Source organism: Streptomyces sp. NPDC052043 (genome assembly GCF_044548235.1).
Classification (GTDB): Bacteria; Actinomycetota; Actinomycetes; order Streptomycetales; family Streptomycetaceae; genus Streptomyces.
The window spans coordinates 90,549-114,393 of record NZ_JBIUBT010000005.1 but is presented as its reverse complement, the minus strand read 5'-3'; the positions used below and the strand labels follow the sequence as shown (position 1 = coordinate 114,393).

Below are 23,845 nucleotides of genomic sequence, written 5' to 3'. Positions count from 1 at the left end.
TCCGGGGGTGGGGGGGGTCCCCACGTTTTGGCGGGGGGGGGGGGGGGGGGGGGGGGGGGGGGGGGGGCCGGGCCGCCCCCCCCCCCCCCCCCCGGGTGTACCGCTGCGTCAGCAGGCGGCCGGCGGGATCTGCCACAGGCCCGGCAGGTTGTCGTCGGACAAGATGTCCCCGCCCGTGACCGCCGTGCCCTGGTGGATCGCGCTCGGCTCGGCCTTCGCCAGTTCCTCGTTCAGGGTCTGCAGACGCATCTCCAGAGTCGTCATGCCTAACTCCCCTTGTTCGTGAGTTGATTGATAGAAATTGGTGCGGGATGTGCTGTGGTACTGGCAGCGCCTTTCAGAGCCACAGGTGAGGCTGTGGTGCCAGGGCTGCCGTGATCCGCGGCTTTGGGGCGGCGGATCAGTCTGCGGGTAGGGCCGCGGCGGAAGGCGCCGTCACGCCGCGCTCGGCATCGGATGCCGGCATATGGGCGGATTCGGCCCTGCAATGGAGCCACCAGGGCGCGCAGCAGCAGGCCGCCAGCGAGGGCGTAGACAATGCGGGGCTGTACCAACGAGGAGACAAGGCCCGCGCTCATCGGCGTCGAAGCGCTCGTAGGTCTCCGCCAGGAAGTCCACCGCGCCCCGCTCCACAGCGCACGCCCGGTACGCCGCCCCAGCGCTCACGGCCTCGCCGATCAGGACGGGGGAGAAGTCCACGCCCACCGCGCGGGCGCCGCGGACCGCCAGGTGCGTGGTGCTGCGTCCGCTGCCGCAGCCGAGGTCGAGCACGGTGCGGGGCTCACCCAGGAGTTCGAGGCCCGGCCCGTGCTCGGGGTACTGGGTCCAGTTGAACCAGGTGGTCTCACCGGCCACGTTGCGCAGGCGCGGGACGGGCCGGGCGCCGGCGAACGCGGTCCAGGGATCGCGGTGTTCAGGCATCCCGGCCGCTCCTCTTTGCGACCATGAAGCGGCCCATGACCAGCTGGTCGATCTCCGTCTTCAGGAAGCACCGCAGGGCGTCCCGCGGAGAACAGACGATCGGCTCCCCGGCGACGTTGAACGACGTGTTGAGCAGACACGGCACACCGGTGCTCGCGGAGAAGGCATGCAACAGGGCCGAGAGTTCGGGGTTGGCGGCGTCGTCGACGGTCTGGATGCGAGCGGTGCCGTCCACGTGGCAGGCGCCGGGGATGCGGTCCCGGTACTCGGCCCGAACGGGGAAGACGAAGGTCATGTACGGGGACACGGTCTTCTTGCCCAGGTCGAAGAGGCGCGAGGCCTGCGACGCAAGGACGACGGGAGCGAAGGGCCGGAACGGCTCACGGTGCTTGACCCTGAGGTTGATGACGTCCTTGATGTCGGGGAACCGCGGGTCGGCGAGGATGCTGCGGTTGCCCAACGCGCGGGGCCCGTACTCCGTGCGCCCCTGGAACCAGGCCACAACCTTCTTTCCGGTCAGCAGTTCGACTGTCCGGGCGGTCAGCTGGGCCGCGTCAAGCTCGGCCCATTCGACGTCGTCCTCGTGCTCCGCCAGAGCGGAAAGGATCTCCGTGTCGTCGTACGCGGGGCCGAGATAGGGGGTGCGGGTGGCCGTGGGACGCTCTGGCAGGCCCGCCACGTGCACTGCCGCGCCGATGGACACGCCCGGATCGCTGGCGCCGAAGCCGACCTCCATCGCCGCGAAGGACGATCTCTGCAGCATCTTCGTGCCGGCGACGCAGTTGAGGGCGAGGCCGCCCTCGAAGAGCAGCGTGTCGAACTCCGTGGCCGCCCCGAGCACCCTGACCTGGTGCGCCGTCACGGCCTCGACCATGTGCTGGGCGAGTCCGGCCACCTTGACCCGGAATTCGAAATCCTCACGCTTTTCACTGTCACCTTCGAAGAGGTTGTCGAAGAAGGAGTAGTACGCATTCTTCTCCCCCGGGATGAATATTCGGTAGGAGCCGTCCTCGTTCAGCTGTACCGCGTTCACCAGGAGGGGATTGCGGGTCGGTGGGGGTGCGTAGGCCGCGAGTCCCATCACCTTGTATTCGTCGTTGTTGGGAACGAAACCCAGGTAACGGGTGATTTTTCCGTAGGCCATGGCGAGGGAGTCGTCCATGCCGACGGAGCCCTGTTCGAATACGCGCATGACGCCGCCCCGCAGCTCCCCCATGACCGCGGAGTGGGTCTCGGCCCGGCCGTCGCTGACCAGGAAGGCCGCGTCGCGGACGCCAGCCACGTAGGCGCCGCACATCAGATGCGCCGTGTGGTGCGGGACCAGGGCGAGGCTGTTCGGGTCGAGCGGGTAGTCCATCCGCGTCATGAAGTCGGCGTGCATGGCGGCCCGGCCGAGCATCCCCGTGTAGAGCTCCCCGGCCCGGCCAAGCTGGTCGAACTTGGCCACGACGGGCATTCCACCGTCCGCGATATCGCGGATCGTCCGGTCGACGACCTCCGGGGCGAACCGCCATGGGACGGCGAAGACATCGACGTCGTCGAGACCGATTCCGGCCTGCCTCAGGCACCAGCGGATCGCGTGGACGGGGAAGTCGGAGGTCTTCTTGGCCCGGCTGAGCCGCTCCTCCTCGACGGCCGCCACCACCTCGCCGTCCACCACAAGGGCGGCGGAGGCGTCGTGTCCGATCAGCTGGTGGCGGTCCACTCCCGTCGCCCCGTACAGCTTCGCGAAGAGTTCCGCGCTCCGCGTGAACCCGTTGTAGCCGACCACGATCACTGAATTCCGCCCCCTCTCGGATCCCTGACGGCACGTTCCCACTATTCTCTCCACGTGATGTACGGGGCACATACGAAAGAGGCATCGAAAGGAAATGCCGCCCTTTCTGGAGCGCATCCGGCCTGACAGAATACGGTGGCCTGTCATGGCCCGAGCATTCCGTAACGTCAGGAGTCCGGGCCGCTGCTTCTCGACGCTCAGGGGAGAATTCCGGTGCCGATGTCCGTCGCCCAAGCCGGCGTGACCCTCGCCGACCCGACCGCCTACGCCGACGAGGACCGTCTGCACCGGGCCCTGGACCTGCTGCGCCGCGAGGCCCCGGTCCACTGGGTGACGCCCCCGGCTACCACCCCTTCTGGGCCGTCACCCGCCATGCCGACGTCCGGGAGGTGGAACGGCGCAGTGACGTCTTCCTGAGCGGGCCCCGGCCGATGCTGGCCCCGGCCCGAACCGGCGCATCCGGCACCGGGGGTGCCTCCTCGACGACCCCTTCTCGGCGCTCGACCAGGCCTCACCAGCGACGTCGTGCACGATCCGCGGACCGCTGCCGAGAACGCCGGACGATGGGCGGGGTCGGGCCCGCGGTGGCCGTCCCGATGGGACGGGCAGGGCAGTCCACGGCGTGCTGCTCCTCGCGCGCCATAAGAGGCGACCGCACTTCGGCGCGGCCGAGACCTGACCGGAACTGGAGCACACGTCTCTTTCTCCGCCCGTGCCCTCGGCAGCCGGTCGTGTACGGGCCGGGGTCTCGTCTGCCGTCCGCCACCGCGTCCGACACGCGCGCGATCACGCGGGCGCTCCGGGCGGAGCCACACCACCAGTTCGCCGTTCGCCACGGCGTGCAGTGACCACGACGGTGTGGCCATCCCCGCCCTGCGCACGCCGTGCAGGTGATGCCTGACGCTGGTCCGCATGACCGGACAGTCGCGCCGGCTGCTGCCTGGTCGTCTGCCGAGTCGATCGGCTGGCGACGCGGACTGAGATACGACGTCCCGGTGGCACAGTCGGCCACCGCGGGCGCTTGAGCCTGCGGCGGTCGTGCCGCAGGCGAGATGTCGAACGTGATCCGTGAGGCGGAGAAGAGGTGGGACATGGGTCTGCCCGGGGGAGGACGGCGGGCTGCCGGTTCGACGTCCGGTGCAGATCGAACCGGTGGGGGTCGGGGAAGACCGACTCGTCACGGTTCGCGGACGGGTAGGACAGCAGTACGGCCTCGCCCGCGCGGATCCGTACCCCGTGCAGGGCGTGGTCCACGCGCGCGGTACGCATGATCGCCTTGACCGGGGTCACCCAGCGGATCATCTCCTCGACGGCGTCGGGCAGCCGGGGCGTACCGTCGCGCAGGGCATCGCCTGCGGCGGCAGGCATGCGGGAGCCGGCCCAGCACACGGCGTCTCGGCGTGGGCAGCCAGTGACCAAGATACGGACCATTCCCGAGCTAGCCGCCGTCCACTACTTGTCGCAGCCATGACCATTTTCGCTACTCAAGCTGCGTCCGAGCTCCATATCGCCAGCAGACGAAGAATCTGATACTGGACGAGTCAGCAAAGGAACCAGGCAGGCGCCGCTGCGCGCTCCCGCCCGCCTCGGCGTGAGGCCGCCGTGCCGCCGTGCCGCCCAGCATGACGCCGGCACCCACATGGCTGACGAGGGTCAGCATGAGCTCGGCCGAACGCGGTTACAGATGACTACGGATGCACGTGGGCCAACTCCCGGGATCATGGTCTCGACCTGGTAGCACCCCGGTTTGAAGCGGACCTGGAGAGTGAAGGGCGAGCCGTGTTCTACTACCTGCTCAAATACGTTCTGCTGGGGCCGCTGCTCAGACTGGTCTTCCGGCCCCGCATCGAAGGGCTGGAGCACGTGCCGGCCTCGGGAGCCGCCATCGTCGCGGGCAACCACCTGTCGTTCTCGGACCACTTCCTGATGCCCGCGATCCTCAAACGGCGGATCACCTTCCTGGCCAAGGCGGAGTACTTCACGGGCCCCGGCATCAAGGGCCGGCTCACCGCGGCCTTCTTCCGCAGCGCGGGCCAGATCCCGGTGGACCGCTCGGGCAAGGAGGCCGGGCAGGCCGCGATCCGGGAGGGGCTCGGGGTGCTGCGCAAGGGCGAGCTGCTCGGCATCTACCCGGAGGGCACCCGCTCGCACGACGGCCGCCTGTACAAGGGCAAAGTCGGCGTCGCGGTCATGGCGCTCAGGGCGGGGGTGCCGGTCGTCCCGTGCGCGATGATCGGCACGTTCGAGGCCCAGCCGCCCGGAAAGACCGTCCCGCACCCGCACCCGATCGTGATCCGCTTCGGCAAGCCGCTGGACTTCTCCCGCTACGCCGGCTTGGAGAACGAGAAGGCGGTCCTGCGCGCCGTCACCGACGAGATCATGTACGCCATCCTGTCGCTGTCCGAGCAGGAGTACGTCGACCAGTACGCGGCCGTGGCCAAGGCGGAGCAGACCGAGGCGAAGGGCGACAGGCGCAGGTTCCCGCGCGCACCGCTCGTCTGACGCGGCCGGTCGCGCCGGGCGTGCGAGAGGGGCGGCCGGGCATCCCGGCCGCCCCTCTCCACCTGCTGCCTTTCGCTACGGCTTCGGCGTGGCGTGCGGTGCGCAGGTCACGTCCGCCGAGTCGACCTTGCCGGTGAGCAGGTAGGTGTTCACCCGGTCGTTGACGCACGGGTTGGCCAGGCCGGTGACGCCGTGGGAGCCGGCGTCCTTCTCGGTGATGAGACGGGAGCCCGTGAAGCGCTTGTGCAGCTCGACGGCGCCCGCGTACGGGGTGGCGGCGTCCCGCGTGGACTGCACGATCAGCACCGGCGGCAGGCCCTTGCCGGTCTTCACGTTCACCGGGTTCTGCTGCTTGACCGGCCATGTGGCGCACGGCAGGTTCATCCAGGCGTTGGCCCAGGTCATGAACGGGGCGGTCGTGTGGAGCCGCGTGTTGTCCCGGTCCCACGTCTGCCAGTTGGTGGGCCACTTGGCGTCGGTGCACTCGACGGCCGTGTAGACGGCGTTGCCGTTCTCCGAGGAGATGTTGCCCGCGATGTCGGACAGGTCCGGGGCGGCGGCGTCGATCAGCGCCTGGGTGTCACCGGCGACGTACCGGCTGAACACCTTCGCCACCGGCGCCCACGAGGAGTCGTAGTACGGGGCGCTCTGGAAGAAGGAGATCAGCTCGTTCGGGCCGACGACCCCGCCGAGCGGGCTCTTCTTGGCGGTGGCGCGCAGCTTCAGCCACTGCTCCTGGACGGCGTCGCGGGTGGCGCCCAGGTGGTAGGTGGCGTCGTTGGCGGCGACCCAGTCCTGCCAGTCCTTCCAGCGGCCCTCGAAGGCGACGTCCTGGTTCAGGTTGGCCTGGTACCAGATGTTCTCGCGGGCCGGGTTGACGACGCTGTCGACGACCATCCGGCGCACGTGGCCCGGGAACATCGTGCCGTAGACGGCGCCGAGGTAGGTGCCGTAGGAGACGCCGAGGAAGTTGAGCTTCTGCTCACCGAGCGCGGCGCGGATGACGTCCAGGTCGCGGACCGTGTTCGCGGTGGTCATCTGCTGGAGCATGGCGCGGCCGGTGCGCTCGTAGCAGCCCTGCGCGTACGCGCGGGCCAGCTTGCGCTGGATGCTCTTGTCGGCCTCCGAGCCGGGCACCGGGTCCAGCCCGGACCCCTGGGCGAACTCCTGCGGGTCCGCGCAGGAGATGGGCGCCGAGTGGCCGACACCGCGCGGGTCGAAGCCGACGAAGTCGTAGGCCTTCGCGACGTTGGCCCAGATGGCGTTGTTGCCGGTGACCCGGGTCGGGAAGCGCAGGCCCGAACCGCCGGGGCCGCCCGGGTTGTAGACGAGGGCGCCCTGGCGCTCCTGCTTCGTGCCGGTGTTGCCGACACGGTCGACGGCCAGCTTGATCTGCTTGCCGTAGGGGTCCGCGTAGTCGAGCGGCACCGAGACGTAACCGCACTGGATGGGCTTGACCAGCGCCCAGTCGGCGGGGCAGTCCCGCCAGTCGATGCCGGCCTTCGCGGCACGCTCCGCGGCGATCGCCGCACCGCGCGTCTCGCGGTCCTGTCCCTGACCGTTGTTCGCGCCGGCCGCGGGCGTCGCCACGGCGCCGGCCATCAGCGTCGCCGTGACCAGGACGCCGGCCGAACCGAGCGTCAGCGCACGGCTCTTGGGTCTCATGCCCCTCAAGTGGAACCTCCCCGTACATCGTTGCGAATCGAGTACGGGGATCCTTGCTGCTGTGTGGTCCCTGAGAACAGGGGGCGTTGACCTTCTTTGCCAATCCGATAAACGGCGCGGCGTGTCTCGCTGAGCGGAGTCCCGGTGGCTCGGCGGGGGCCGGCGAACAGGGCCCAGGGGCTGCCCGAAACTCATCCGGCCGTCGGAGCGAGCCACACCCGGGGGGTGACGGTGAGGCCGCGTTTCCTGGCGGGCGGGAATTCAACCGCCCTGCAATGCGGGGAAGTTCAGGAGTGGTCCGCTCAGCGGACCGGGCCTGAGGGAGTGGTCCGCTCAGCGGACCTCCGGCCCCCTGCGGTCCGCCGTGACGCCGAGGCTTTGCTACTCACGCGGGGCGGACGGGACGTCGCGAACCTGCGAGACGGTGCCGGCCACCTGGCCCCCGGCGGGCTCCGCGAGCTGCTCGAGCCGTTCCAGATCGGCCGCGGAAACCAGGGCGACGAGCGGCTTGCCGTGCCGCGTGACGACCACGCGCTCACCGCCGTACACCACCCGGTTGATCAGGTCGGCGAGCTCAGCCCTGGCTTGCGTCACCGGAATCTCGTGGGCCATGCCCCCACCCTACGGCGCGTTCACCTCGCCCTCAGGGCCGTGACCGGCCGCCGGAGAAGTGCGTGGAGCAGCGCTCCAGCGCCCGCTTCATCTGCTCCAGCTCCATATCGGGCAGAGCGCCGCCCTGGGCGAACTTCAGCACGTGCTCGGCCACCGTGCGCAGCTTGGTGTTGGACCGCTGGGAGACCTCCCGCAGGACCTGCCAGGCGTCCTCGGGCGGGATCTGCCCGAAGGCCACCACGACGCCGATCGCCTGGTCGACGACGGCATGGGAGGTCAGGGCCCGCTGGAGCTGATCGATCTCCTGGTGCAGCCGCTCGTGCTCCAGCACCGGATCGGTGGCGGAGAGCGGCGGGAGGGAGTGCCGCTCGGACATCGCGAAGAACACCATGGCCAGTCCCCTGGATCGACAAGGCCCGTGCTTCCAGCTTCACCCAGGAGGACGCCGCGCACGACCCGGGACCGCCCCGCGTCCCGTGGAGAAGCCCTCCGCGACAAACGTACATCCTGTACATTTTTCACAAAGTACGCTCCGACGGAGCAGCGCGCCTGCCTCAAAGAGGGGTGCGTCATGCCGGCCGTCCACGACACGACGCGGTACGTGCGCCGCGACGTGGCGACGGTCCGTCCGGGCCAGGCCGTCGCGTCCACGGCGGTGCTGCTGCCGGCCGCGGGCACCCCGGGCACCCCGGGCACCCCGGGCAAGCGGTACGCACTGCCCTGCGCCCGCGCGGTCCTGCGGCAGCCGTCGCCGCCCGAGCCGGTCGAGGGCCGGGCGCCCGCCCGAGCTGTCGCCCCTGCCTACGCCGACCCGCGCCGAGGCAGAACCGATCGGCCGCTGTCCGACGGAAAGCCGCGCACGGCTCGCTTCACCCTGACCCGGACTGCGGAAGTTGACGTCTCCACCCTCGCGGACAGGGCGGGCGGAGAAGGCCGTCCGTCGGACACGCGGCGCGGAATGGCCCCGAATGACCGACCGCCTTTCGGTGTAGGTTCCGCTCCCTTTCCTGGACCGCTCCAGTTGCGCACCACGCCTCCCCGGTCGGCGGAACGAGGCGCTCCGGTGCTGGTCCGGAGGTCGTCACGGGAGGGGCCGGCGGCTCGATCGTGAGGGCGTCCACCCGAACGGGTGCGTGGTGAGTAACAACACAAACACTCGGATTCATTGGGGTTTTCGGACATCCGTAGGTGAAGATCCCTGTCTGACGACAAGCCCCCGCCACAACGGCGGGGCGATCCGGGCGGACGCCGAGTCCTGCCGCCGCCCGGATGACCGGTCGACGGGAAGTGGATCGGCAGGAGTGGAGGACCCAAGCACGACGGGTCGCCGGAACGGTCACACCATGACCGGACCGAGCAGCCCTTGGGGTGAAGCCGCAGAAACGCGGCCGGGCAACTTCGCCAGCCCGAATCCGACAGGTCATCCTTCACAGGCGGCTGACGAAGGGTTGCGCATGACTGCGCTCAATCGTGTCCCGTCGTTGATGGCCCGGGCCGGCACGGCCTCGGCCCTGACCCTGGCCGCCGTGGGCGGCTCGATCGTGGTACCGGGTGTGGCCTCCGAGGCCGCGGCCGCGACGACCGCGAGCAAGGCGCTGCAGATCGCGGCGTCCAAGAAGGGGTCGCCCTACCAGTGGGGCGCCACGGGGCCGCGGAGGTTCGACTGCTCGGGGCTCACTCTGTACTCGTTCAAGAGGGCGGGCAAGAAGCTGCCCCGCACGGCCGCGCAGCAGTACAACAAGACCCGGCACATCAACGCGCGCAGCCGCCGAGCCGGGGACCTGGTGTTCTTCCACTCGGGCTCCTACGTGTACCACGTGGGCATCTACGCCGGCAGCGGCAGGATCTGGCACGCCCCGAAGACCGGGGACGTCGTCAAGCTCCAGAAGATCTGGACGAGGAGCGTCTGGTACGGCCGGATCAACTGACCCGGCCGTCGTGCGGGGTGTGACGGCGACGCCTCGGTGACGTCACCGCACGGTCCTACGGTTCCTGGCCCGCGGCCGTCACAGGACGGGCGGGAGCCGTCCACGGAAGTTCGATGCAGACCGTCTTGCCGCCCTCCCGCGTCGGCCTCACGGTCATTCTGCCACCGCACTCGGCGGTGAGCCACCGGATGATCACCATGCCCCGGCCGTTGTCCTGCTGGACAGCGGCCGGCAGGCGTTTCGGGAACCGGGGGTGGCTGTCGGTGACCCCGATGCACAACTGTTCGTCACGCACGAGGACGAGGTCCACCGTGAAGGTGGGGGACTGCCCGAACGTGTGCAGTACGGCGTTGGTGGCGAGTTCGGAGACGATGAGCCGGACCGTCTCGGCGGTGTCCGCGGCCGGCGGCAGACCCCACTCCGCGAGAGTGTCCGCCACATAGGCACGGGCAGCACAGACCGAGGCGGGATCGCTCGGCAGAGTGACGGATGCTTCCAGATGGTCTGCCATGGCGACGTCGTCCCTTTCCCACGGGACCGGAGTCCGACACTGGGCGGATGGATTCGAGTACGGTCCCGCACTGGTGCTTCGCCGTCAGACTGCCATCAGCACTCCGGTCTCGGTGGCGATCCACCGAGATATGCATATATCTGTCGCTCGATGCGGTGAACTCTGCGACGGAAGACCGTATGTGAAGCGGGTCGCGTGGAGCCTCCAGAGGGAGCGGCGTGGAGCGTCCAGAGGGAGCGAGGGAGTAGCCCATGCAGCACGGTCCCGCGGTGCGCCGCCGGAAACTGGGCGCAGAACTGCGCGCGCTGCGCACCGGCGCGGGCCTCACCAGCGGTGAGGCGGCCCGCCTGGTCGGCTGGCACCAGTCGAAGGTCAGCCGGATCGAGACCGGCACCAGCGGGGTGAAACCGGCCGACGTGCGCTCGCTCCTGGACGCGTACGCGGTCCACGACTCCCAGCTGCGCGAGTTGCTCCTGGTCCTCGCGGGGCTGGACGACGGCGGCGGCCGGCACCACTGGTGGCACGCCTACCGCGGTGTACTGCCGCCGACCTATCGGGACTTCATCAGCCTGGAGTCGCAGGCGAGCGGGATGCGCACCCTGGAGACCTCGGTCGTCCCCGGGCTGCTCCAGACACCCGAGTACGCCCGCGCGGTCACCCGGGCCGCCGTGGACGGGCTCGACGAGGACCGGCTGGACGCGCTGGTGGAGGTGCGGCTGGCCCGCCAGGACGTGCTGCGCGCGCGACCGCCGCTGGAGCTGGACGCGGTGCTGGACGAGGCGGTGCTGCGCCGGGAAGTGGGCGGGCCCGAGGTCATGAGGCGGCAGCTGGAGCGGCTGACGGAGGCGGCCCTGCTGCCCCAGGTACGGCTCCAGGTGTTGCCGTTCGCCGCCGGCGCGCACATCGGCATCACCGGGCCTTTCGTCATCTTCTCGTTTTCGAACACCTCCGATCTGAACGTAGTGGTTCTCGACCACTTGACGAGTAGCTTCCATCTCGAGCGGAAAGAAGACCTAGAGGCCTACACCGAGGCCTTCGACACCCTGCGGATCCACGCCCTCTCCCCCGAGGACTCGTTGGACTTCATCGCCGGGATACGCCAGGAACCCTGACGGCGCACAACCGCGTACCGCGTAAGGAGGCACCATGTCCGCCCTGCCTCGGCACGTACCTTCCAGCACCGATCTGCACGGCGTGCGCTGGCTGCGCAGCAGCTACAGCACGGGAGCCAACAACTGCGTCGAGACGGCCCGGCCCGCCACAGGACCGTGGACCGGGCTGCTCGCCGTGCGCGACTCCAAGACACCGGCCGGGCCCGCGCTGCTCTTCTCCCCGGTGAGCTGGGCCGGCTTCACGGCCGCGGCGCACCGCGTCTGACGCACAGTCCGGTCATATCAACCCATATCCACACCTGGTGTCGCGCGGCCGTGTCACGCCGACTCATGGTCGCGTCCCACCGATCACCCGTACAGCGCGTTCGATCTGCGCCCCGGAGAGGTCCGCGCGGGCGGTCAGCCTCAGCCGTGAGACGCCGTCGGGCACGGAAGGAGGACGGAAACAGCCCACGGCCACCCCGGCCGCCCGGCAGTCGGCCGCCCACCGCACCGCCTGCTCCGGGGACGGCGCGCGCACCGAGACCACCGCGGCGTCCGGGCGTACCGCCTCCAGACCCGCGGCGGTCAGGCGTGCGTGGAGTCCGGCCGCCACCGCACGCGCGCGTGCCGCCCGCTCGGGCTCGCGGCGCAGCAGCCGCAGCGCCGCCAGGGCGGCCCCCGCGGCGGCGGGGGCGAGACCGGTGTCGAAGATGAACGTCCGGGCCGCGTTGACCAGGTGGTCGATCACCCGCGCGGGCCCGAGGACGACTCCGCCCTGGCTGCCGAGCGACTTTGACAGCGTGGCCGTGACGACCACGTCGTCGGCGCCCGCCAGTCCGGCCGCGTGCGCGGCGCCGCGGCCGCCGTCGCCCAGGACGCCCAGTCCGTGGGCGTCGTCGGCGACGAGGCCCGCGCCGCGCTCCCGGCAGACCGCGGCGAACTCCGCCAGCGGGGCCGCGTCGCCGTCGACCGAGAACACCGTGTCCGACACGAACACGGCCGGGCCCTCGTGCGTGCCGAGCGCCTTGCGCACCGCGTCCGGGTCGGCGTGCGCGACGACCTGGGTCGTGCCGCGGGCCAGCCGGCAGCCGTCGATGAGCGAGGCGTGGTTGCCCGCGTCGGAGACGACGAGCGAGCCGTGCGGCGCGAGCGCGGTGACCGCGGCCAGGTTCGCGGCGTATCCGGAGGCGAAGACGAGCGCCGCCTCGAAACCGCAGAAACCGGCCAGCTCGCGCTCGAGTTCGGCATGGAGTTCGGTGGTGCCGGTGACCAGCCGGGAGCCGGTCGAGCCGCCGCCCCAGGTACGCGCCGCGGCCGCGGCCCCCTCGGTCACCTCCGGGTGGCGGGCCAGCCCCAGGTAGTCGTTGCCCGCGAGGTCGAGCAGCGGCGATTCGGCGGGGCGCGGCCGCAGGGTCCGTACGAGTCCGGCCCGGCGGCGCGCTTGCGCCTGCTCGTCGATCCAGCCGAACGCCATGGGTCCTCCGAGGCATTTGTAGGCAGTGGACAGACCCTAGCGGCAGGGCAGGGCGCCCATGATGTGGCAATACCCACATGTCGACGGGGCCGTCCTTGTACGGAGTCTCCTTGGCCCCGGGCCGGACCGTAGGACAGGATCAGCTCTCATGGACCTGCTGAACACGCTGGTGGACAAGGGGCTTCGGCGCGAGTCGCCGACCCGTGGGGAAGCTCTGGCCGTGCTGGCCACCTCGGACGACGACCTGCTCGACGTGGTGGCCGCGGCCGGGAGGGTGCGCCGCCGCTGGTTCGGCCGGCGGGTGAAACTCAACTATCTCGTCAACCTCAAGTCGGGCCTGTGCCCCGAGGACTGCTCCTACTGCTCCCAGCGGCTCGGCTCGAAGGCCGACATCCTCAAGTACACCTGGCTCAAGCCCGACGAGGCCTCCGAGGCCGCGGCGGCCGGGCTGGCGGGCGGCGCGAAGCGGGTCTGCCTGGTGGCCAGCGGGCGCGGTCCGACCGACCGTGACGTGGACCGGGTCTCCGACACCATCAAGGCGATCAAGGAGCAGAACGAGGGCGTCGAGGTGTGCGCCTGCCTCGGTCTGCTCTCCGACGGCCAGGCCGAACGGCTGCGCGAGGCGGGGGCCGACGCCTACAACCACAACCTCAACACCTCCGAGGCGACGTACGGCGACATCACCACCACCCACACCTACGCCGACCGGGTGGACACGGTGCACAAGGCGCACGCGGCCGGTCTTTCCGCCTGCTCCGGGCTCATCGCCGGGATGGGCGAGAGCGACGAGGACCTGGTCGACGTGGTCTTCTCGCTGCGCGAGCTGGACCCGGACTCCGTTCCGGTGAACTTCCTGATCCCGTTCGAGGGCACACCACTCGCCAAGGAGTGGAACCTGACCCCGCAGCGCTGCCTGCGGATCCTGGCGATGGTCCGGTTCGTCTGCCCGGACGTGGAGGTGCGGATCGCGGGCGGCCGCGAGGTGCACCTGCGCACCATGCAGCCCCTCGCGCTGCACCTGGCCAACTCCATCTTCCTCGGCGACTACCTGACCAGCGAGGGCCAGGCGGGCAGGGCCGACCTGGAGATGATCGCGGACGCCGGGTTCGAGGTGGAGGACGCCGGCCAGGTGACGCTGCCCGAGCACCGGGTGGCGGCCGCGGACGGGTGCGGGACGCACGAGGGCACGGGGTGCGGGTCCCACGAGGGCGCGGGCCGCGGTACGCACGAGGGGCCGGGGTGCGGGGCGCACCAGGGCGGCGGGGGCTGCGGTTCCGCCGCGGCACCGGAGGCTCAGCCGGAGGCGGCACCGGCCGCCGAGGCCGGCCAGGAGCCGCGTCCTGACCTGGTCGCCGTACGCCGCCGGGGCGCCGGAACGGACCTCGCGCCCAATGCCTGAACCGCACACCGCGCCCGGCCCGCACGTGCCCGAGCTGCTGGAGCTCGACCGGCGGCACGTGTGGCACCCGTACGGGCCCATGCCCGGCCGCCACGAACCGCTCGTCGTCGAGTCGGCGAGCGGGGTCCGGCTGAGGCTCGCGGACGGCTCGGGCGAACTGGTCGACGGCATGTCGTCGTGGTGGGCGGCGATCCACGGCTACAACCACCCGGTGCTGAACGAGGCCGCGCAGGAGCAGCTGGCGCGGATGAGCCACGTGATGTTCGGCGGGCTCACGCACGAGCCCGCCGTCCGGCTCGCGAAGCTCCTTGTCGACATGTCGCCGGACGGTCTGGAGCATGTGTTCCTCGCCGACTCCGGTTCGGTGTCGGTCGAGGTCGCGGTCAAGATGTGCCTCCAGTACTGGCGCTCGCTCGGCCGCCCGGAGAAGCGGCGACTGCTGACCTGGCGGGGCGGCTACCACGGGGACACCTGGCAACCGATGTCCGTGTGCGACCCCGAGGGCGGGATGCACGAGCTGTGGGCCGGTGTGCTGCCGCGTCAGGTCTTCGCCGACGCGCCGCCCGAGGGGTACGAGGAGGCGTACGCCGACCACCTGCGGGAGACGGTCGAACGGCACGCCGGCGAACTGGCCGCCGTGATCGTCGAGCCCGTGGTGCAGGGGGCGGGCGGGATGCGCTTCCACTCCCCCGCCTATCTGCGGGTGCTGCGCGAGGTGTGCGACGCGCACGATGTGCTCCTGGTCTTCGACGAGATCGCGACCGGGTTCGGGCGCACCGGTGCCCTGTTCGCGGCGGAGCACGCCGCCGTGACGCCGGACGTGATGTGCGTGGGCAAGGCGCTGACCGGCGGCTATCTGACGATGGCGGCGACGCTGTGCACCGCGCGGGTGGCCGAGGGGATCTCGCGCGGCGAGGTGCCGGTGCTCGCGCACGGCCCGACCTTCATGGGCAACCCGCTGGCGGCGGCCGTGGCCTGCGCGTCGATCGGGCTGCTGCTCGGCCAGGACTGGCAGGCGGAGGTCAAGCGGATCGAGGCGGGGCTGCGGGACGGACTGGCTCCGGCCGCGGACCTGCCGGGTGTACGGGACGTACGGGTCCTGGGCGCCATCGGGGTGGTCCAGCTCGACCACGCGGTGGACATGGCGGCGGCCACCCGGGCGGCCGTGCGGGAGGGCGTGTGGCTGCGGCCGTTCCGCGACCTGGTGTACACGATGCCGCCGTACGTCACCGGTGACGTGGACGTGGCACGGATCGCGCGCGCGGTGTGCGCGGCGGCGCGGGAGGGCTGAGATGCCGGTACTGGTGATCACGGGCACGGGCACCGAGGTGGGCAAGACGGTGGCGACGGCCGCCGTCGCCGCGGCGGCCGTCGCGGCCGGTCGGTCGGTGGCCGTGCTGAAGCCCGCGCAGACCGGTGTGGGACCGGACGAGCGCGGGGACGCCGACGAGGTCGCCCGGCTGGCCGGTGCGGTGACGGCGCGCGAACTCGCCCGCTATCCGGAGCCGTTGGCGCCCGCGACGGCGGCCCTGCGGGCCGGGCTGGCTCCGGTGCGCCCGCACGAGGTGGCCGAGGCCGCGGCCAAGCTGGCCACCGAGCACGACCTGGTGCTGGTGGAGGGCGCGGGCGGGCTGCTCGTCCGCTTCGACGCGGACGGCGGCACGCTGGCCGACGCGGCGAAGCTGCTGGGTGCCCCGGTACTGGTCGTGGCCACGGCGGGCCTGGGCACGCTGAACACGACCGAGCTGACGGCCCGTGAACTGCGCTCCCGCGACCTGGACCTCCTCGGCGTGGTGATCGGCAGCTGGCCCGCCGGGCCCGACCTCGCCTGTCGCTGCAACGTCACCGACCTCCCCGCAGCGGCCGGCGCCCCCTTGCTCGGCGCCCTCCCCGAAGCCGCGGGCGCCCTGTCCCCGACCGCCTTCCGCTCCATGGCTCCCACCTGGCTGGCCGCCCGCCTGAACGGCACCTGGAACGCGGAGGAGTTCACCACCCGGGAGGCCCCCACACCGTTCGCGCCGGGCACCTGACGGGACCGGCACCCGAGCACACGGGGGCGACGGACGTACGGGGCCGTCCCGGACACGCGGGACGGCAGGGCGCCGGCCTGGCCCGTCGGCCCCGTGCGGGCAGGCCCGTCGGGCCGCCTCGGACGAGCAGGCGGACAGTGCCGCGGAGTTTCTGCGCCGGACCCGGGACACGTGCGGGCGGAGTCCGGGCAGGCACCGGCATCGGTGGGCGTGCGGTGGGTAGGCGTGGGGGAAACTCACCGTAGGCCCGTCGTGGTCGGGAGGGTGCCATGGTGTTGCGGTCCACCGGTTCCGGGAGGGCGGCGCGGGATGCCGTCCGTCATCCGGTGTTCGCCCGTTACTACGCGCGTGCCAGCGTGGCCGCGGAGACCAGCATGGGTCTGGCCGCAGTGCGCCGGCGGCTGCTGGCCGGACTGTCCGGGCGGGTGATCGAGATCGGCGCGGGCAACGGACTGAACTTCGCGCGCTACCCGGGCTCCGTCGCGGAGGTCGTCGCCGTCGAACCGGAGCGGCTCCTGCGGCAGCTGGCGCTCGAGGCCGCCCGCCGTGCCGAGGTCCCGGTCGACGTGGTGCCGGGCTGCGCGGAGGCACTGCCGGTGAAGAGCGAGGCGTTCGACGCGGTGGTGCTCGCGCAGGTGCTGTGCAGCGTGCGCGACGTGCCGCGCGCGCTCGCCGAGGCACGGCGGGTGCTGAAGCCCGGCGGCGAGGTGCGGTTCTTCGAGCACGGCAGGGGCGGCGGCCGGGCGATGGCCGTGACCCAGCGCGCCCTGGACCGCACGGTGTGGCCACTGCTGAGCGGCGGCTGCCATCTGGCCCGCGATCCGGTCTCCGCCCTGCGCGACGCGGGGTTCGAGCTCGGCCCCTACCGGCGGATGCTGGTTCCGGAGCAGGGACCGGTCCTGCCCTCGTCGCACTGCGTGCTGGGCACCGCCTGGCGACCGGCCTCCACCGGCGTCGGCAATCGGCCGACCACCTGATCAGCCAATCAGACGATCACGCGATCGGGTGCACGGGCGAGCACTGGCGCCGCCGCCGCACCCGCCGCCGCACAGGGACGGGCTCAGGCACGGCGTGACGCATACGCGCCCCTTACACCCGTACCGGGGACCCGGCCTCTGAGCGAAGACCGCTGCTCGGCCCAACGGAGGATACCGGCTGTGGGCCCGATCACATTAGGCTCGTCCGGGGACAAACCTGTCATGAGCCAGGACGTAACGGGTCGAAGGACCCCCAAGGAGGCCCCCGTGTCCACACCTGCTGCGTCGCCGGGCCAGGCGCCGGCCGACGGGATCGCGGCCCGCGCCCGCGGACTGACCAAGGCCTACGGATCGGGCGAGACCACCGTGCTCGCGCTGGACTCGGTGGACGTCGACATCGCACGCGGCCGCTTCACCACGGTCATGGGCCCCTCCGGCTCCGGGAAGTCCACCCTGATGCACTGCCTGGCCGGGCTCGACACCGTCTCGGGCGGCCGGGTCTGGGTCGGCGACACCGAGATCACCGGCCTGAAGGACCGCGAGCTGACCCGGTTGCGCCGGGACCGGATCGGCTTCATGTTCCAGTCGTTCAACCTCATCCCCACCCTCAACGCGCTGGAGAACATCACCCTGCCGATGGACATCGCGGGCCGCAGGCCCGACGAGAAGTGGCTGGACGAGGTCATCGACGCGCTGGGGCTGCGCAACCGGCTGGGGCACCGGCCGTCCCAGCTGTCCGGCGGCCAGCAGCAGCGCGTGGCCTGCGCGCGGGCCCTGGCCTCCCGGCCGGAGCTGATCTTCGCCGACGAGCCCACCGGCAATCTCGACTCGCGCGCCGGTCTGGAGGTGCTCGGCTTCCTGCGCGACGCCGTCGACAGCCTCGGGCAGACCGTCGTCATGGTGACCCACGACCCGAACGCCGCCGCCCACTCCGACCTGGTGATGTACCTCGCGGACGGCCGGATCGTGGACGCGATGGAGCACCCGACCGCGGAGGCCGTGCTGGAGCGCATGCGCCTGTTCGCCTCGGGAGCCGCCCACGCCCCCGGCCGCACTCCCGACCAGACCCCCGGCCAAACCCCCGGCCTCACCACCGCCGGCCTCGACGACGTGGTCCACCACCGGTTCGACGGGGACGGCCTCGCCGTCGAGGAGGCCTGACCCGGTGCTCAAGGCGACACTGCGCAGCTTCCTGGCCCACAGGGGGCGGCTGCTGCTCTCGGGCCTGGCCGTCATCCTGTCCGTGGCCTTCGTCACGGGCAGCCTGATCTTCTCCGACACCGTCGCGCGCACCTTCAACCGGCTCTTCGCCTCCACCGCCGCCGATGTGACGGTGGCGCCGAAGCAGGAGCTGCAGTCCGCCCTGCCCACCGGCGTCGTGCAGACCGTGCCGACCTCCCTCGCCCAGCGGCTGGCCGGGGTCGACGGCGTCGCGGCGACGCACGTGGACGTGGCCGTCCAGAACACGATGGTCGTCAACAGCCGCAACGAGCCGGTCGGCCCCACCACGGGCGCCCCGACCATCGTCTCCAACTGGCAGATCACCGACCGCAGCCCGGTGCGGTTGGCCTCCGGCCACGCCCCGCACGGTGACGGCGAGGCCCTGCTGGACACCGACACCGCCCGGCACGACGACGTGCGGATCGGCGATGTGCTCGCGGTCCAGGCGCAGTCCGGCTCGTTCCGCGTCCGGATCGTCGGCATGGCCGCGTTCACCACCACCAACCCGGGCGCGGCCAGGCTCTTCCTGGACACCCCCACCGCCCAGACCAGGCTGCTCGGCTCCACCGACCGCGCGACGAGCATTTCGGTCGACGCGGCCAAGGGCGTCACCGACGCCCAGCTCAAGCAGCGCGTCGGCCGGGTCGTCGGGGCCTCCGGATACGACCTGAGGACCGCCGGTGAGCAGGCCAAGTCCGCCGCCTCACGGCTCGGCGGATTCGTCAAGGTCATCAAGTACGTCATGCTCGGATTCGCCGGGATCGCGGTCCTCGTCGGCATCTTCCTGATCGTCAACACCTTCTCCATGCTGATCGCCCAGCGCACCCGCGAACTGGGCCTGCTGCGGGCCCTGGGCGCCGACCGGAGGCAGGTTCGGCGCTCGGTGCTGACCGAGGCGGTGCTGCTCGGCGTGGTCGGCTCCACCGTGGGGCTCGCGGCCGGGATCGGCCTGGCGGCCGGGCTGCTCCGGCTGATGAGCGACTTCGGCACGAACATGACGACCACGCAGATGGTCGTCAGGTGGAGCACGCCCCTCGCCGCGTACGTGGTGGGCATCGGCGTCACCTTCCTGGCGGCCTACCTCCCGGCCCGCCGCGCAGCGACCGTCTCGCCCATGGCGGCGCTGTCGGACGCCGAGGTGGCCGGAGTGGGGCGGCCCCTGCGGGTGCGCGCGCTGGCGGGCGCGGGCGTGGGGGCGGCCGGCGCGGCCGCGCTCGCGGGCTGCGCCGCCGCGCACCGGACCGCGACCGCCGCCTCCCTGCTGGGCGTGGGCATCGTTCTCACCCTGGTCGCCACCGTGGTCGCGGGGCCGCTGCTGGTGCGCCCGTTGATCCGGGTGCTGGGTGGGGTCTTCCCGGCCCTGTTCGGGTCCATCGGGCGGATGAGCCAGCGCAACGCGCTGCGCAACCCGCGCCGGACCGGTGCCACGGCGGCCGCCCTGATGGTGGGCCTGGCCCTGGTCGGCGGGCTGTCCGTGGCCAGTGCCTCCATGACCCGCTCCCTGGACCGCCAGATCGACCGGGTGCTGGGTGCCGACTACATGGTGCAGAACCGCAACTTCCTGCCGTTCTCCGCACAGGTCACGGACGCGGTGCACGCCACCCGGGGCGTCGGCACCGTCGTACGGCAGCGGCTGGCGGCGGTCGCCCTGCGGATGCCGGACGGCAAACGCGTCGAGACCACCGCCTCCGGATACGACCCACGGCTCGACTCGGTCGCCCACATCAAGTACGTCCACGGCGACACGGCGGCGGCCCTCGCTGACGGGCACATCGCCATGGACGCCCGCTTCGCCGGGAAGCACGGGGTGCGGGCCGGAAGCGTGCTGCCCGTCGAGTTCCAGGGCGGACGGCAGGCCCGGCTGACCGTGGCGGCGCTCACCAACCAGGACGCGGCCGAGGGGTTCGGCATCGAGGGCGGCGTGTACTTCGGCATGGGGACCCTGGAGAAGTACGTGCCGGGCACCCCGGACGCGGTCCTGTACGTGAACGCCGCGCCCGGCACCGGCGCCGGGCAGTTGCGCTCCCACCTGGAGAAGGCCCTCACTCCGTACCCCAATGTGGAGGTGCGCGACCAGGCGGACTACAAGAAGCTGGTCCACGACCAGATCGCGGTCCTGCTCTACCTGGTGTACGCGCTGCTGGGCCTGGCGATCGTCATCGCGGTCCTGGGCGTGGTCAACACCCTCGCCCTGTCGGTGGTGGAGCGCACCCGGGAGATCGGCCTGCTGCGGGCCATCGGGCTGGCCCGCCGCCAACTGCGGCGGATGATCCGGCTGGAGTCGGTGGTGATCGCCGTCTTCGGCGCGGTACTGGGGCTGGCGCTGGGCCTGGTGTGGGGTCTGTGCACCCAGCGGGTACTGGCCCTCCAGGGCATGAAGGCACTGGCCATCCCCTGGAGCACGATCGTGGCCGTGGTGGTCGGCGCGGCGCTCGTGGGCGTCGTGGCCGCCCTGCTGCCCGCGCTGCGCGCCTCCCGGATGAACGTGCTGGCGGCGATCGCACACGAGTGACGCGATCGCGGCGGTGCGCGGGAAGACGGCATCGCGGCGGCGCGCTACGGGGAGCGAGCCGCGTCGGTGCGCAGGGGGCCGCATCGCGTCGGTGTGCAGAGGACCGCATCTCGGCGGTGCGCGGGATGACGGCATCGCCGCGGTGCGCGAGGGTCCGGATGGTGGAATTGCGCCCGGTGGGCGACGGTGCGTGGTGTGATCGCCGCATGAGCGACCTGCGCATACGCGCCGCGACCACCGACGACCTCGACACCGTGCTGGCCTTCTGGACGACCGCGGCGGAGGGCACGAGCATCAGCGACGACCGGGACGGCATGGCCCGCCTGCTCGCCCGCGACCCGGAGGCCCTGCTGCTGGCCGAACAGGACGGCGAACTCGCCGGCACGGTCATCGCGGGCTTCGACGGCTGGCGCTGCCACCTGTACCGGCTGGCCGTGCACCCGGACCGGCGGCGCCGGGGCATCGGCTCGGCGCTGCTGGCGGCCGCCGAGGAGCGGTTCGTGCGCCTCGGCGGGCGGCGCGGAGACGCCATGGTGCTCACCCGCAACGAGGCCGCGCACCACGCCTGGCGGGCGGCGGGCTACGCCCCGGAGGAACGCTGGCGGCGTTGGGTGAAGCCCCTGACGGACTGACCGGCAACCTTTCTTTGCTCTTCCTTTACTCTTGGAGGACACCCGGTCCTCCATGAAAGGTTGTGAGCGTCCGCCCATGGGCGAGCCTCCCCGAGCGCGGTACAGCGCGCCTGTCCCGGTTCTGCCCGACCATGGGACAGGGGTGACCCGATGACCGAAGTGCTCCTGTTGCTGGTGGCTGTGCTGCTCAGTCTCGCCTGCGGCGCCTTCGTCGCGGCCGAGTTCTCGCTGACGACCGTCGATCGCGGTGCCCTGGAGCGGGCAGCCGAGCGCGGTGAGCGCGGCGCGGCCGGAGCGCTGAAGGCCGTACGGAACCTGACCTTCCAGCTCTCCGGGGCGCAGCTCGGCATCACCGTCACCAACCTGGTGGTCGGCATGCTCGCCGAACCCTCGATCGCCAAGCTGATCGCGGGCCCCGTCCAGGCCCTCGGCCTGTCCCGGTCCACCGCGACCACCGTGGCCCTGGTCATCGGCACGGCCCTGTCGACGGTGTTCCTGATGGTCGTCGGCGAGCTGGTGCCCAAGAACTGGGCGATCTCCGCACCGCTCGCGGTGGCCAGGCGGGTGGGCAGTCCGCAGCGCTGGTTCAGCACCGGCTTCCGCCCCTTCATCACCCACCTCAACAACATGGCGAACCGCGTGGTGCGCCGGATCGGCGTGGAGCCCGCCGAGGAACTCGCCTCCGCGCGGGGCCCCCAGGAACTGGCCGCCCTGGCCCGGCACTCCGCCAAGGAGGGCGCCCTGGAGCCGGACACCGCCGAGCTGTTCGTGCGCACCCTGAACCTGGCCGACCTGACCGCGGAGAACGTGATGACCCCGCGCGTCCAGGTCGTGGCCCTCGACACCCGGGCGACCTGCGAGGACGTGGCGAACGCGACCCGGGCGACCGGGCTGTCGCGGTTCCCCGTGTACCAGGGCGGCCTCGACGCGGTCGTGGGTACCGCCCACATCAAGGACGTGCTGGCCGTGCCCGCCGAAGACCGCACCCGGACACGGGTCTCCGACATCATGCGCGAGCCGCTCCTGGTCCCCGAGTCGCTGACCGTCGACCGGTTGCTGGATCGGCTCTCCGGCAGACGCACGATGGCGGTCGTCATCGACGAGTACGGCGGCACCGCGGGCGTGGCCACGCTGGAGGACATCGTCGAGGAGGTGGTCGGCGAGGTGCGCGACGAGCACGACCCGCACGAGACGCCCGACCTCGCCCCGGCCGGAGCCGACGCGGAGGGCCGCGCCCTGTACTCGGCGGACGGCTCCGCCCGGGTGGACCACCTCGCGCGGGTCGGACTGCGGGTGCCGGAGGGGCCGTACGAGACCCTGGCCGGCCTGATCGCCACCGAGCTCGGCCGGATCCCCGAAACCGGCGACATTCTCCAGGTCGCCGGCTGGCGGCTGGACGTGGTGGACGCGGGCGGCCGCCGGGCCGCGCGGGTGCTGCTGCACGCGCCGCTCGACGACGCGGACGGCGAGGACGGCGAGGACGGCGAGGACGGCGAGGACGGCGAGGACGGCGAGGACGGCGAGGACGGCGACAAGGACGACGAGAAGAGGGCCGGCCGGTGACCGCCGTACAGATCCTGATCGGGCTGGCGTCCCTGGTCGTCAACGCCTTCTTCGTCGGCGCCGAGTTCGCGCTGATCTCGGTGCGCCGCAGCCAGGTCGAGCCGTACGCCGAGGAGGGCGACCGGCGCGCCAGGAACGTGCTGTGGGGCCTGGAGCACGTGTCCGCGCTGCTGGCCGCGGCGCAGCTCGGCATCACCCTGTGCACCCTGGTCCTCGGCGTGGTCGCCGAGCCGGCGATCGCGCACCTGCTGGAGCCGGTGTTCCACGCGGTGGGCGTGCCGTCGGGGGCGGGTCACGCGGTGTCGTTCGTGATCGCGCTGGCCCTGGCGACGTATCTGCACATGCTGTTCGGCGAGATGGTGCCGAAGAACGTCGCGCTCGCGGAGCCGGTGCGCAGCGCGCTGCTGCTCGGACCGCCGCTGGTCGCGCTGTCCCGGGCGCTGCGCCCGGTGATCTTCACGGTGAACACATTCGCGAACAGCCTGCTCAAGCTGTTGCGGGTGGAGGCCAAGACCGAGGTCTCGTCGACCTTCACGGACGCGGAACTGGCCCAGATCGTCAAGGACGCCAGCGCGGCCGGGCTCATCGACGCCCGGGCGCAGGAGCGGCTGCACGACGCGCTGGAGCTGGGCAGCCGTCCCGTGCGCGACGTGGTGCTCCCGCTGGAGCGGGTCGTCCACGCGCGTCTGGGCGTCACCCCGGAGCAGCTGGAGCGGCTGTCGGCCGAGTCCGGTTTCTCACGCTTCCCCGTGGTCGACGAGGAACGCCACATCGTCGGCTACCTGCATGTGAAGGACGCCCTGGACGCCTCGCCCCGGGGAGAGCCGTTCCGGCTGCGGGACATGCGCCCCATCGCCCGGGTCCGCGAGGGCACGCCGCTGGACGACGTGCTCACGGCAATGCGCGGCAGCCGTACGCATCTGGCGGCGGTCCTGGGGGCCGACGGCCGGCTGGCGGGCCTGGTGACGATGGAGGACGTCCTGCGGGAGCTGTTCGGACCGGCGGGGGTGACCGGAAAGGCCTGACG

24 protein-coding genes and 1 riboswitch are annotated in these 23,845 nt (G+C 71.8%); of the genes, 15 read left to right on the top strand and 9 right to left on the bottom strand.

Going from position 1 to position 23,845, the window contains the following annotated elements; all coding sequences use genetic code 11:
* Window positions 1-108: 108 nt before the first annotated feature.
* From ACIHCX_RS14775 to ACIHCX_RS14765, 3 genes are all read right to left on the bottom strand, one after another.
* The gene (locus tag ACIHCX_RS14775; protein ID WP_400029349.1) at window positions 109-264 is read right to left on the bottom strand and encodes a hypothetical protein; all 156 of its coding nucleotides are present in this window, start codon (window positions 262-264) and stop codon (window positions 109-111) included.
* A 171-nt stretch (window positions 265-435) separates the two neighbouring features.
* Entirely contained in the window at window positions 436-921 is a 486-nt protein-coding gene (locus ACIHCX_RS14770; RefSeq protein ID WP_400029348.1) for a class I SAM-dependent methyltransferase, read from the bottom strand.
* Window positions 914-2,698, bottom strand: a complete 1,785-nt coding sequence (locus ACIHCX_RS14765) for a carbamoyltransferase (protein WP_400029347.1) — start codon at window positions 2,696-2,698, stop codon at window positions 914-916. Before ACIHCX_RS14765 ends, ACIHCX_RS14770 begins: the two co-directional genes overlap by 8 nt.
* Window positions 2,699-2,917: 219 nt before the next feature.
* Between ACIHCX_RS14765 and ACIHCX_RS14760 the strand changes: the two genes are divergently transcribed.
* A complete protein-coding gene (locus ACIHCX_RS14760) occupies window positions 2,918-3,115 on the top strand; it encodes a hypothetical protein (protein ID WP_400029346.1) in 198 nt (65 codons plus the stop codon).
* Between the two features lie 369 nt (window positions 3,116-3,484).
* On the opposite strand, the gene ACIHCX_RS14755 is transcribed toward ACIHCX_RS14760, so the two are convergent.
* Window positions 3,485-4,066: a cytochrome P450 gene (locus ACIHCX_RS14755; RefSeq protein WP_400029345.1), complete on the bottom strand. Its 582-nt coding sequence runs from the start codon at window positions 4,064-4,066 to the stop codon at window positions 3,485-3,487.
* 411 nt (window positions 4,067-4,477) lie between these two features.
* On the opposite strand from ACIHCX_RS14755, the gene ACIHCX_RS14750 reads away from it, so the two are divergent.
* Window positions 4,478-5,200 carry a lysophospholipid acyltransferase family protein gene (locus tag ACIHCX_RS14750; protein WP_400029344.1) on the top strand — a complete coding sequence of 241 codons (723 nt, stop codon included), beginning with the start codon at window positions 4,478-4,480 and terminating at the stop codon, window positions 5,198-5,200.
* 75 nt (window positions 5,201-5,275) lie between these two features.
* Here ACIHCX_RS14750 and ACIHCX_RS14745 read toward each other — a convergent pair whose 3' ends face one another.
* From ACIHCX_RS14745 to ACIHCX_RS14735, 3 genes are all read right to left on the bottom strand, one after another.
* A complete protein-coding gene (locus ACIHCX_RS14745; RefSeq protein ID WP_400029343.1) occupies window positions 5,276-6,865 on the bottom strand; it encodes an alpha/beta hydrolase in 1,590 nt (529 codons plus the stop codon).
* 381 nt (window positions 6,866-7,246) lie between these two features.
* Window positions 7,247-7,477: a type II toxin-antitoxin system prevent-host-death family antitoxin gene (locus tag ACIHCX_RS14740; RefSeq protein ID WP_400029342.1), complete on the bottom strand. Its 231-nt coding sequence runs from the start codon at window positions 7,475-7,477 to the stop codon at window positions 7,247-7,249.
* 31 nt (window positions 7,478-7,508) lie between these two features.
* Entirely contained in the window at window positions 7,509-7,868 is a 360-nt protein-coding gene (locus ACIHCX_RS14735) for an ANTAR domain-containing protein (protein ID WP_400029341.1), read from the bottom strand.
* 180 nt (window positions 7,869-8,048) lie between these two features.
* On the opposite strand from ACIHCX_RS14735, the gene ACIHCX_RS14730 reads away from it, so the two are divergent.
* Together ACIHCX_RS14730 and ACIHCX_RS14725 are read left to right on the top strand one after the other, a co-directional pair.
* Window positions 8,049-8,588: an ATP-dependent Clp protease proteolytic subunit gene (locus ACIHCX_RS14730; RefSeq protein ID WP_400029340.1), complete on the top strand. Its 540-nt coding sequence runs from the start codon at window positions 8,049-8,051 to the stop codon at window positions 8,586-8,588.
* Between the two features lie 125 nt (window positions 8,589-8,713).
* A riboswitch (cyclic di-AMP (ydaO/yuaA leader) is annotated at window positions 8,714-8,928 on the top strand.
* Between the two features lie 3 nt (window positions 8,929-8,931).
* Window positions 8,932-9,405, top strand: a complete 474-nt coding sequence (locus tag ACIHCX_RS14725) for a C40 family peptidase (RefSeq protein ID WP_400029339.1) — start codon at window positions 8,932-8,934, stop codon at window positions 9,403-9,405.
* Window positions 9,406-9,460: 55 nt separating this feature from the next.
* Here ACIHCX_RS14725 and ACIHCX_RS14720 read toward each other — a convergent pair whose 3' ends face one another.
* Window positions 9,461-9,916: an ATP-binding protein gene (locus tag ACIHCX_RS14720; protein ID WP_400029338.1), complete on the bottom strand. Its 456-nt coding sequence runs from the start codon at window positions 9,914-9,916 to the stop codon at window positions 9,461-9,463.
* 251 nt (window positions 9,917-10,167) lie between these two features.
* Here ACIHCX_RS14720 and ACIHCX_RS14715 point away from each other — a divergent pair, with 251 nt between their 5' ends.
* On the top strand, window positions 10,168-11,028 hold the full coding sequence (locus tag ACIHCX_RS14715) for a helix-turn-helix domain-containing protein (protein ID WP_400029337.1): 861 nt from the start codon (window positions 10,168-10,170) through the stop codon (window positions 11,026-11,028).
* Between the two features lie 34 nt (window positions 11,029-11,062).
* A complete protein-coding gene (locus ACIHCX_RS14710; RefSeq protein ID WP_400029336.1) occupies window positions 11,063-11,293 on the top strand; it encodes a DUF397 domain-containing protein in 231 nt (76 codons plus the stop codon).
* 63 nt (window positions 11,294-11,356) lie between these two features.
* Here the strand turns inward: ACIHCX_RS14710 and ACIHCX_RS14705 are convergent, their stop codons facing one another.
* On the bottom strand, window positions 11,357-12,484 hold the full coding sequence (locus ACIHCX_RS14705; RefSeq protein ID WP_400029335.1) for an 8-amino-7-oxononanoate synthase: 1,128 nt from the start codon (window positions 12,482-12,484) through the stop codon (window positions 11,357-11,359).
* A 148-nt stretch (window positions 12,485-12,632) separates the two neighbouring features.
* Between ACIHCX_RS14705 and bioB the strand changes: the two genes are divergently transcribed.
* From bioB to ACIHCX_RS14660, 9 genes are all read left to right on the top strand, one after another.
* Window positions 12,633-13,883 carry a biotin synthase BioB gene (gene bioB / locus ACIHCX_RS14700; RefSeq protein ID WP_400029334.1) on the top strand — a complete coding sequence of 417 codons (1,251 nt, stop codon included), beginning with the start codon at window positions 12,633-12,635 and terminating at the stop codon, window positions 13,881-13,883.
* On the top strand, window positions 13,876-15,174 hold the full coding sequence (locus tag ACIHCX_RS14695) for an adenosylmethionine--8-amino-7-oxononanoate transaminase (protein WP_400029333.1): 1,299 nt from the start codon (window positions 13,876-13,878) through the stop codon (window positions 15,172-15,174). The genes bioB and ACIHCX_RS14695 overlap by 8 nt, the downstream gene beginning before the upstream one ends.
* 1 nt (window position 15,175) lies before the next feature.
* Window positions 15,176-15,913, top strand: a complete 738-nt coding sequence (gene bioD / locus ACIHCX_RS14690; protein ID WP_400029332.1) for a dethiobiotin synthase — start codon at window positions 15,176-15,178, stop codon at window positions 15,911-15,913.
* A 269-nt stretch (window positions 15,914-16,182) separates the two neighbouring features.
* Window positions 16,183-16,890 carry a class I SAM-dependent methyltransferase gene (locus ACIHCX_RS14685; protein WP_400029331.1) on the top strand — a complete coding sequence of 236 codons (708 nt, stop codon included), beginning with the start codon at window positions 16,183-16,185 and terminating at the stop codon, window positions 16,888-16,890.
* Window positions 16,891-17,157: 267 nt separating this feature from the next.
* A complete protein-coding gene (locus ACIHCX_RS14680) occupies window positions 17,158-18,051 on the top strand; it encodes an ABC transporter ATP-binding protein (RefSeq protein ID WP_400029330.1) in 894 nt (297 codons plus the stop codon).
* Window positions 18,052-18,055: 4 nt separating this feature from the next.
* Window positions 18,056-20,623: an ABC transporter permease gene (locus ACIHCX_RS14675; RefSeq protein WP_400029329.1), complete on the top strand. Its 2,568-nt coding sequence runs from the start codon at window positions 18,056-18,058 to the stop codon at window positions 20,621-20,623.
* A gap of 206 nt (window positions 20,624-20,829) precedes the next feature.
* Window positions 20,830-21,255 carry a GNAT family N-acetyltransferase gene (locus tag ACIHCX_RS14670; protein ID WP_400029328.1) on the top strand — a complete coding sequence of 142 codons (426 nt, stop codon included), beginning with the start codon at window positions 20,830-20,832 and terminating at the stop codon, window positions 21,253-21,255.
* A 150-nt stretch (window positions 21,256-21,405) separates the two neighbouring features.
* Window positions 21,406-22,818, top strand: a complete 1,413-nt coding sequence (locus tag ACIHCX_RS14665) for a hemolysin family protein (RefSeq protein ID WP_400029327.1) — start codon at window positions 21,406-21,408, stop codon at window positions 22,816-22,818.
* A complete protein-coding gene (locus ACIHCX_RS14660) occupies window positions 22,815-23,843 on the top strand; it encodes a hemolysin family protein (protein WP_400029326.1) in 1,029 nt (342 codons plus the stop codon). The genes ACIHCX_RS14665 and ACIHCX_RS14660 overlap by 4 nt, the downstream gene beginning before the upstream one ends.
* Window positions 23,844-23,845 lie beyond the last annotated feature (2 nt).

Bases quoted from the DNA above. Each gene is read 5' to 3' on its own strand.
- ACIHCX_RS14665 (WP_400029327.1), top strand. From the start codon at position 21,406: ATGACCGAAGTGCTCCTGTTGCTGGTGGCTGTGCTGCTCAGTCTCGCC.
- ACIHCX_RS14760 (WP_400029346.1), top strand. From the start codon at position 2,918: ATGTCCGTCGCCCAAGCCGGCGTGACCCTCGCCGACCCGACCGCCTAC.
- ACIHCX_RS14705 (WP_400029335.1), bottom strand. From the start codon at position 12,484: ATGGCGTTCGGCTGGATCGACGAGCAGGCGCAAGCGCGCCGCCGGGCC.
- ACIHCX_RS14685 (WP_400029331.1), top strand. From the start codon at position 16,183: ATGGTGTTGCGGTCCACCGGTTCCGGGAGGGCGGCGCGGGATGCCGTC.
- ACIHCX_RS14710 (WP_400029336.1), top strand. From the start codon at position 11,063: ATGTCCGCCCTGCCTCGGCACGTACCTTCCAGCACCGATCTGCACGGC.
- ACIHCX_RS14725 (WP_400029339.1), top strand. From the start codon at position 8,932: ATGACTGCGCTCAATCGTGTCCCGTCGTTGATGGCCCGGGCCGGCACG.
- ACIHCX_RS14775 (WP_400029349.1), bottom strand. From the start codon at position 264: ATGACGACTCTGGAGATGCGTCTGCAGACCCTGAACGAGGAACTGGCG.
- bioB (WP_400029334.1), top strand. From the start codon at position 12,633: ATGGACCTGCTGAACACGCTGGTGGACAAGGGGCTTCGGCGCGAGTCG.
- ACIHCX_RS14770 (WP_400029348.1), bottom strand. From the start codon at position 921: ATGCCTGAACACCGCGATCCCTGGACCGCGTTCGCCGGCGCCCGGCCC.
- ACIHCX_RS14720 (WP_400029338.1), bottom strand. From the start codon at position 9,916: ATGGCAGACCATCTGGAAGCATCCGTCACTCTGCCGAGCGATCCCGCC.
- ACIHCX_RS14740 (WP_400029342.1), bottom strand. From the start codon at position 7,477: ATGGCCCACGAGATTCCGGTGACGCAAGCCAGGGCTGAGCTCGCCGAC.
- ACIHCX_RS14670 (WP_400029328.1), top strand. From the start codon at position 20,830: ATGAGCGACCTGCGCATACGCGCCGCGACCACCGACGACCTCGACACC.
- ACIHCX_RS14695 (WP_400029333.1), top strand. From the start codon at position 13,876: ATGCCTGAACCGCACACCGCGCCCGGCCCGCACGTGCCCGAGCTGCTG.
- ACIHCX_RS14735 (WP_400029341.1), bottom strand. From the start codon at position 7,868: ATGGTGTTCTTCGCGATGTCCGAGCGGCACTCCCTCCCGCCGCTCTCC.
- ACIHCX_RS14715 (WP_400029337.1), top strand. From the start codon at position 10,168: ATGCAGCACGGTCCCGCGGTGCGCCGCCGGAAACTGGGCGCAGAACTG.
- bioD (WP_400029332.1), top strand. From the start codon at position 15,176: ATGCCGGTACTGGTGATCACGGGCACGGGCACCGAGGTGGGCAAGACG.
- ACIHCX_RS14730 (WP_400029340.1), top strand. From the start codon at position 8,049: ATGCCGGCCGTCCACGACACGACGCGGTACGTGCGCCGCGACGTGGCG.
- ACIHCX_RS14745 (WP_400029343.1), bottom strand. From the start codon at position 6,865: ATGAGACCCAAGAGCCGTGCGCTGACGCTCGGTTCGGCCGGCGTCCTG.
- ACIHCX_RS14755 (WP_400029345.1), bottom strand. From the start codon at position 4,066: ATGCCTGCCGCCGCAGGCGATGCCCTGCGCGACGGTACGCCCCGGCTG.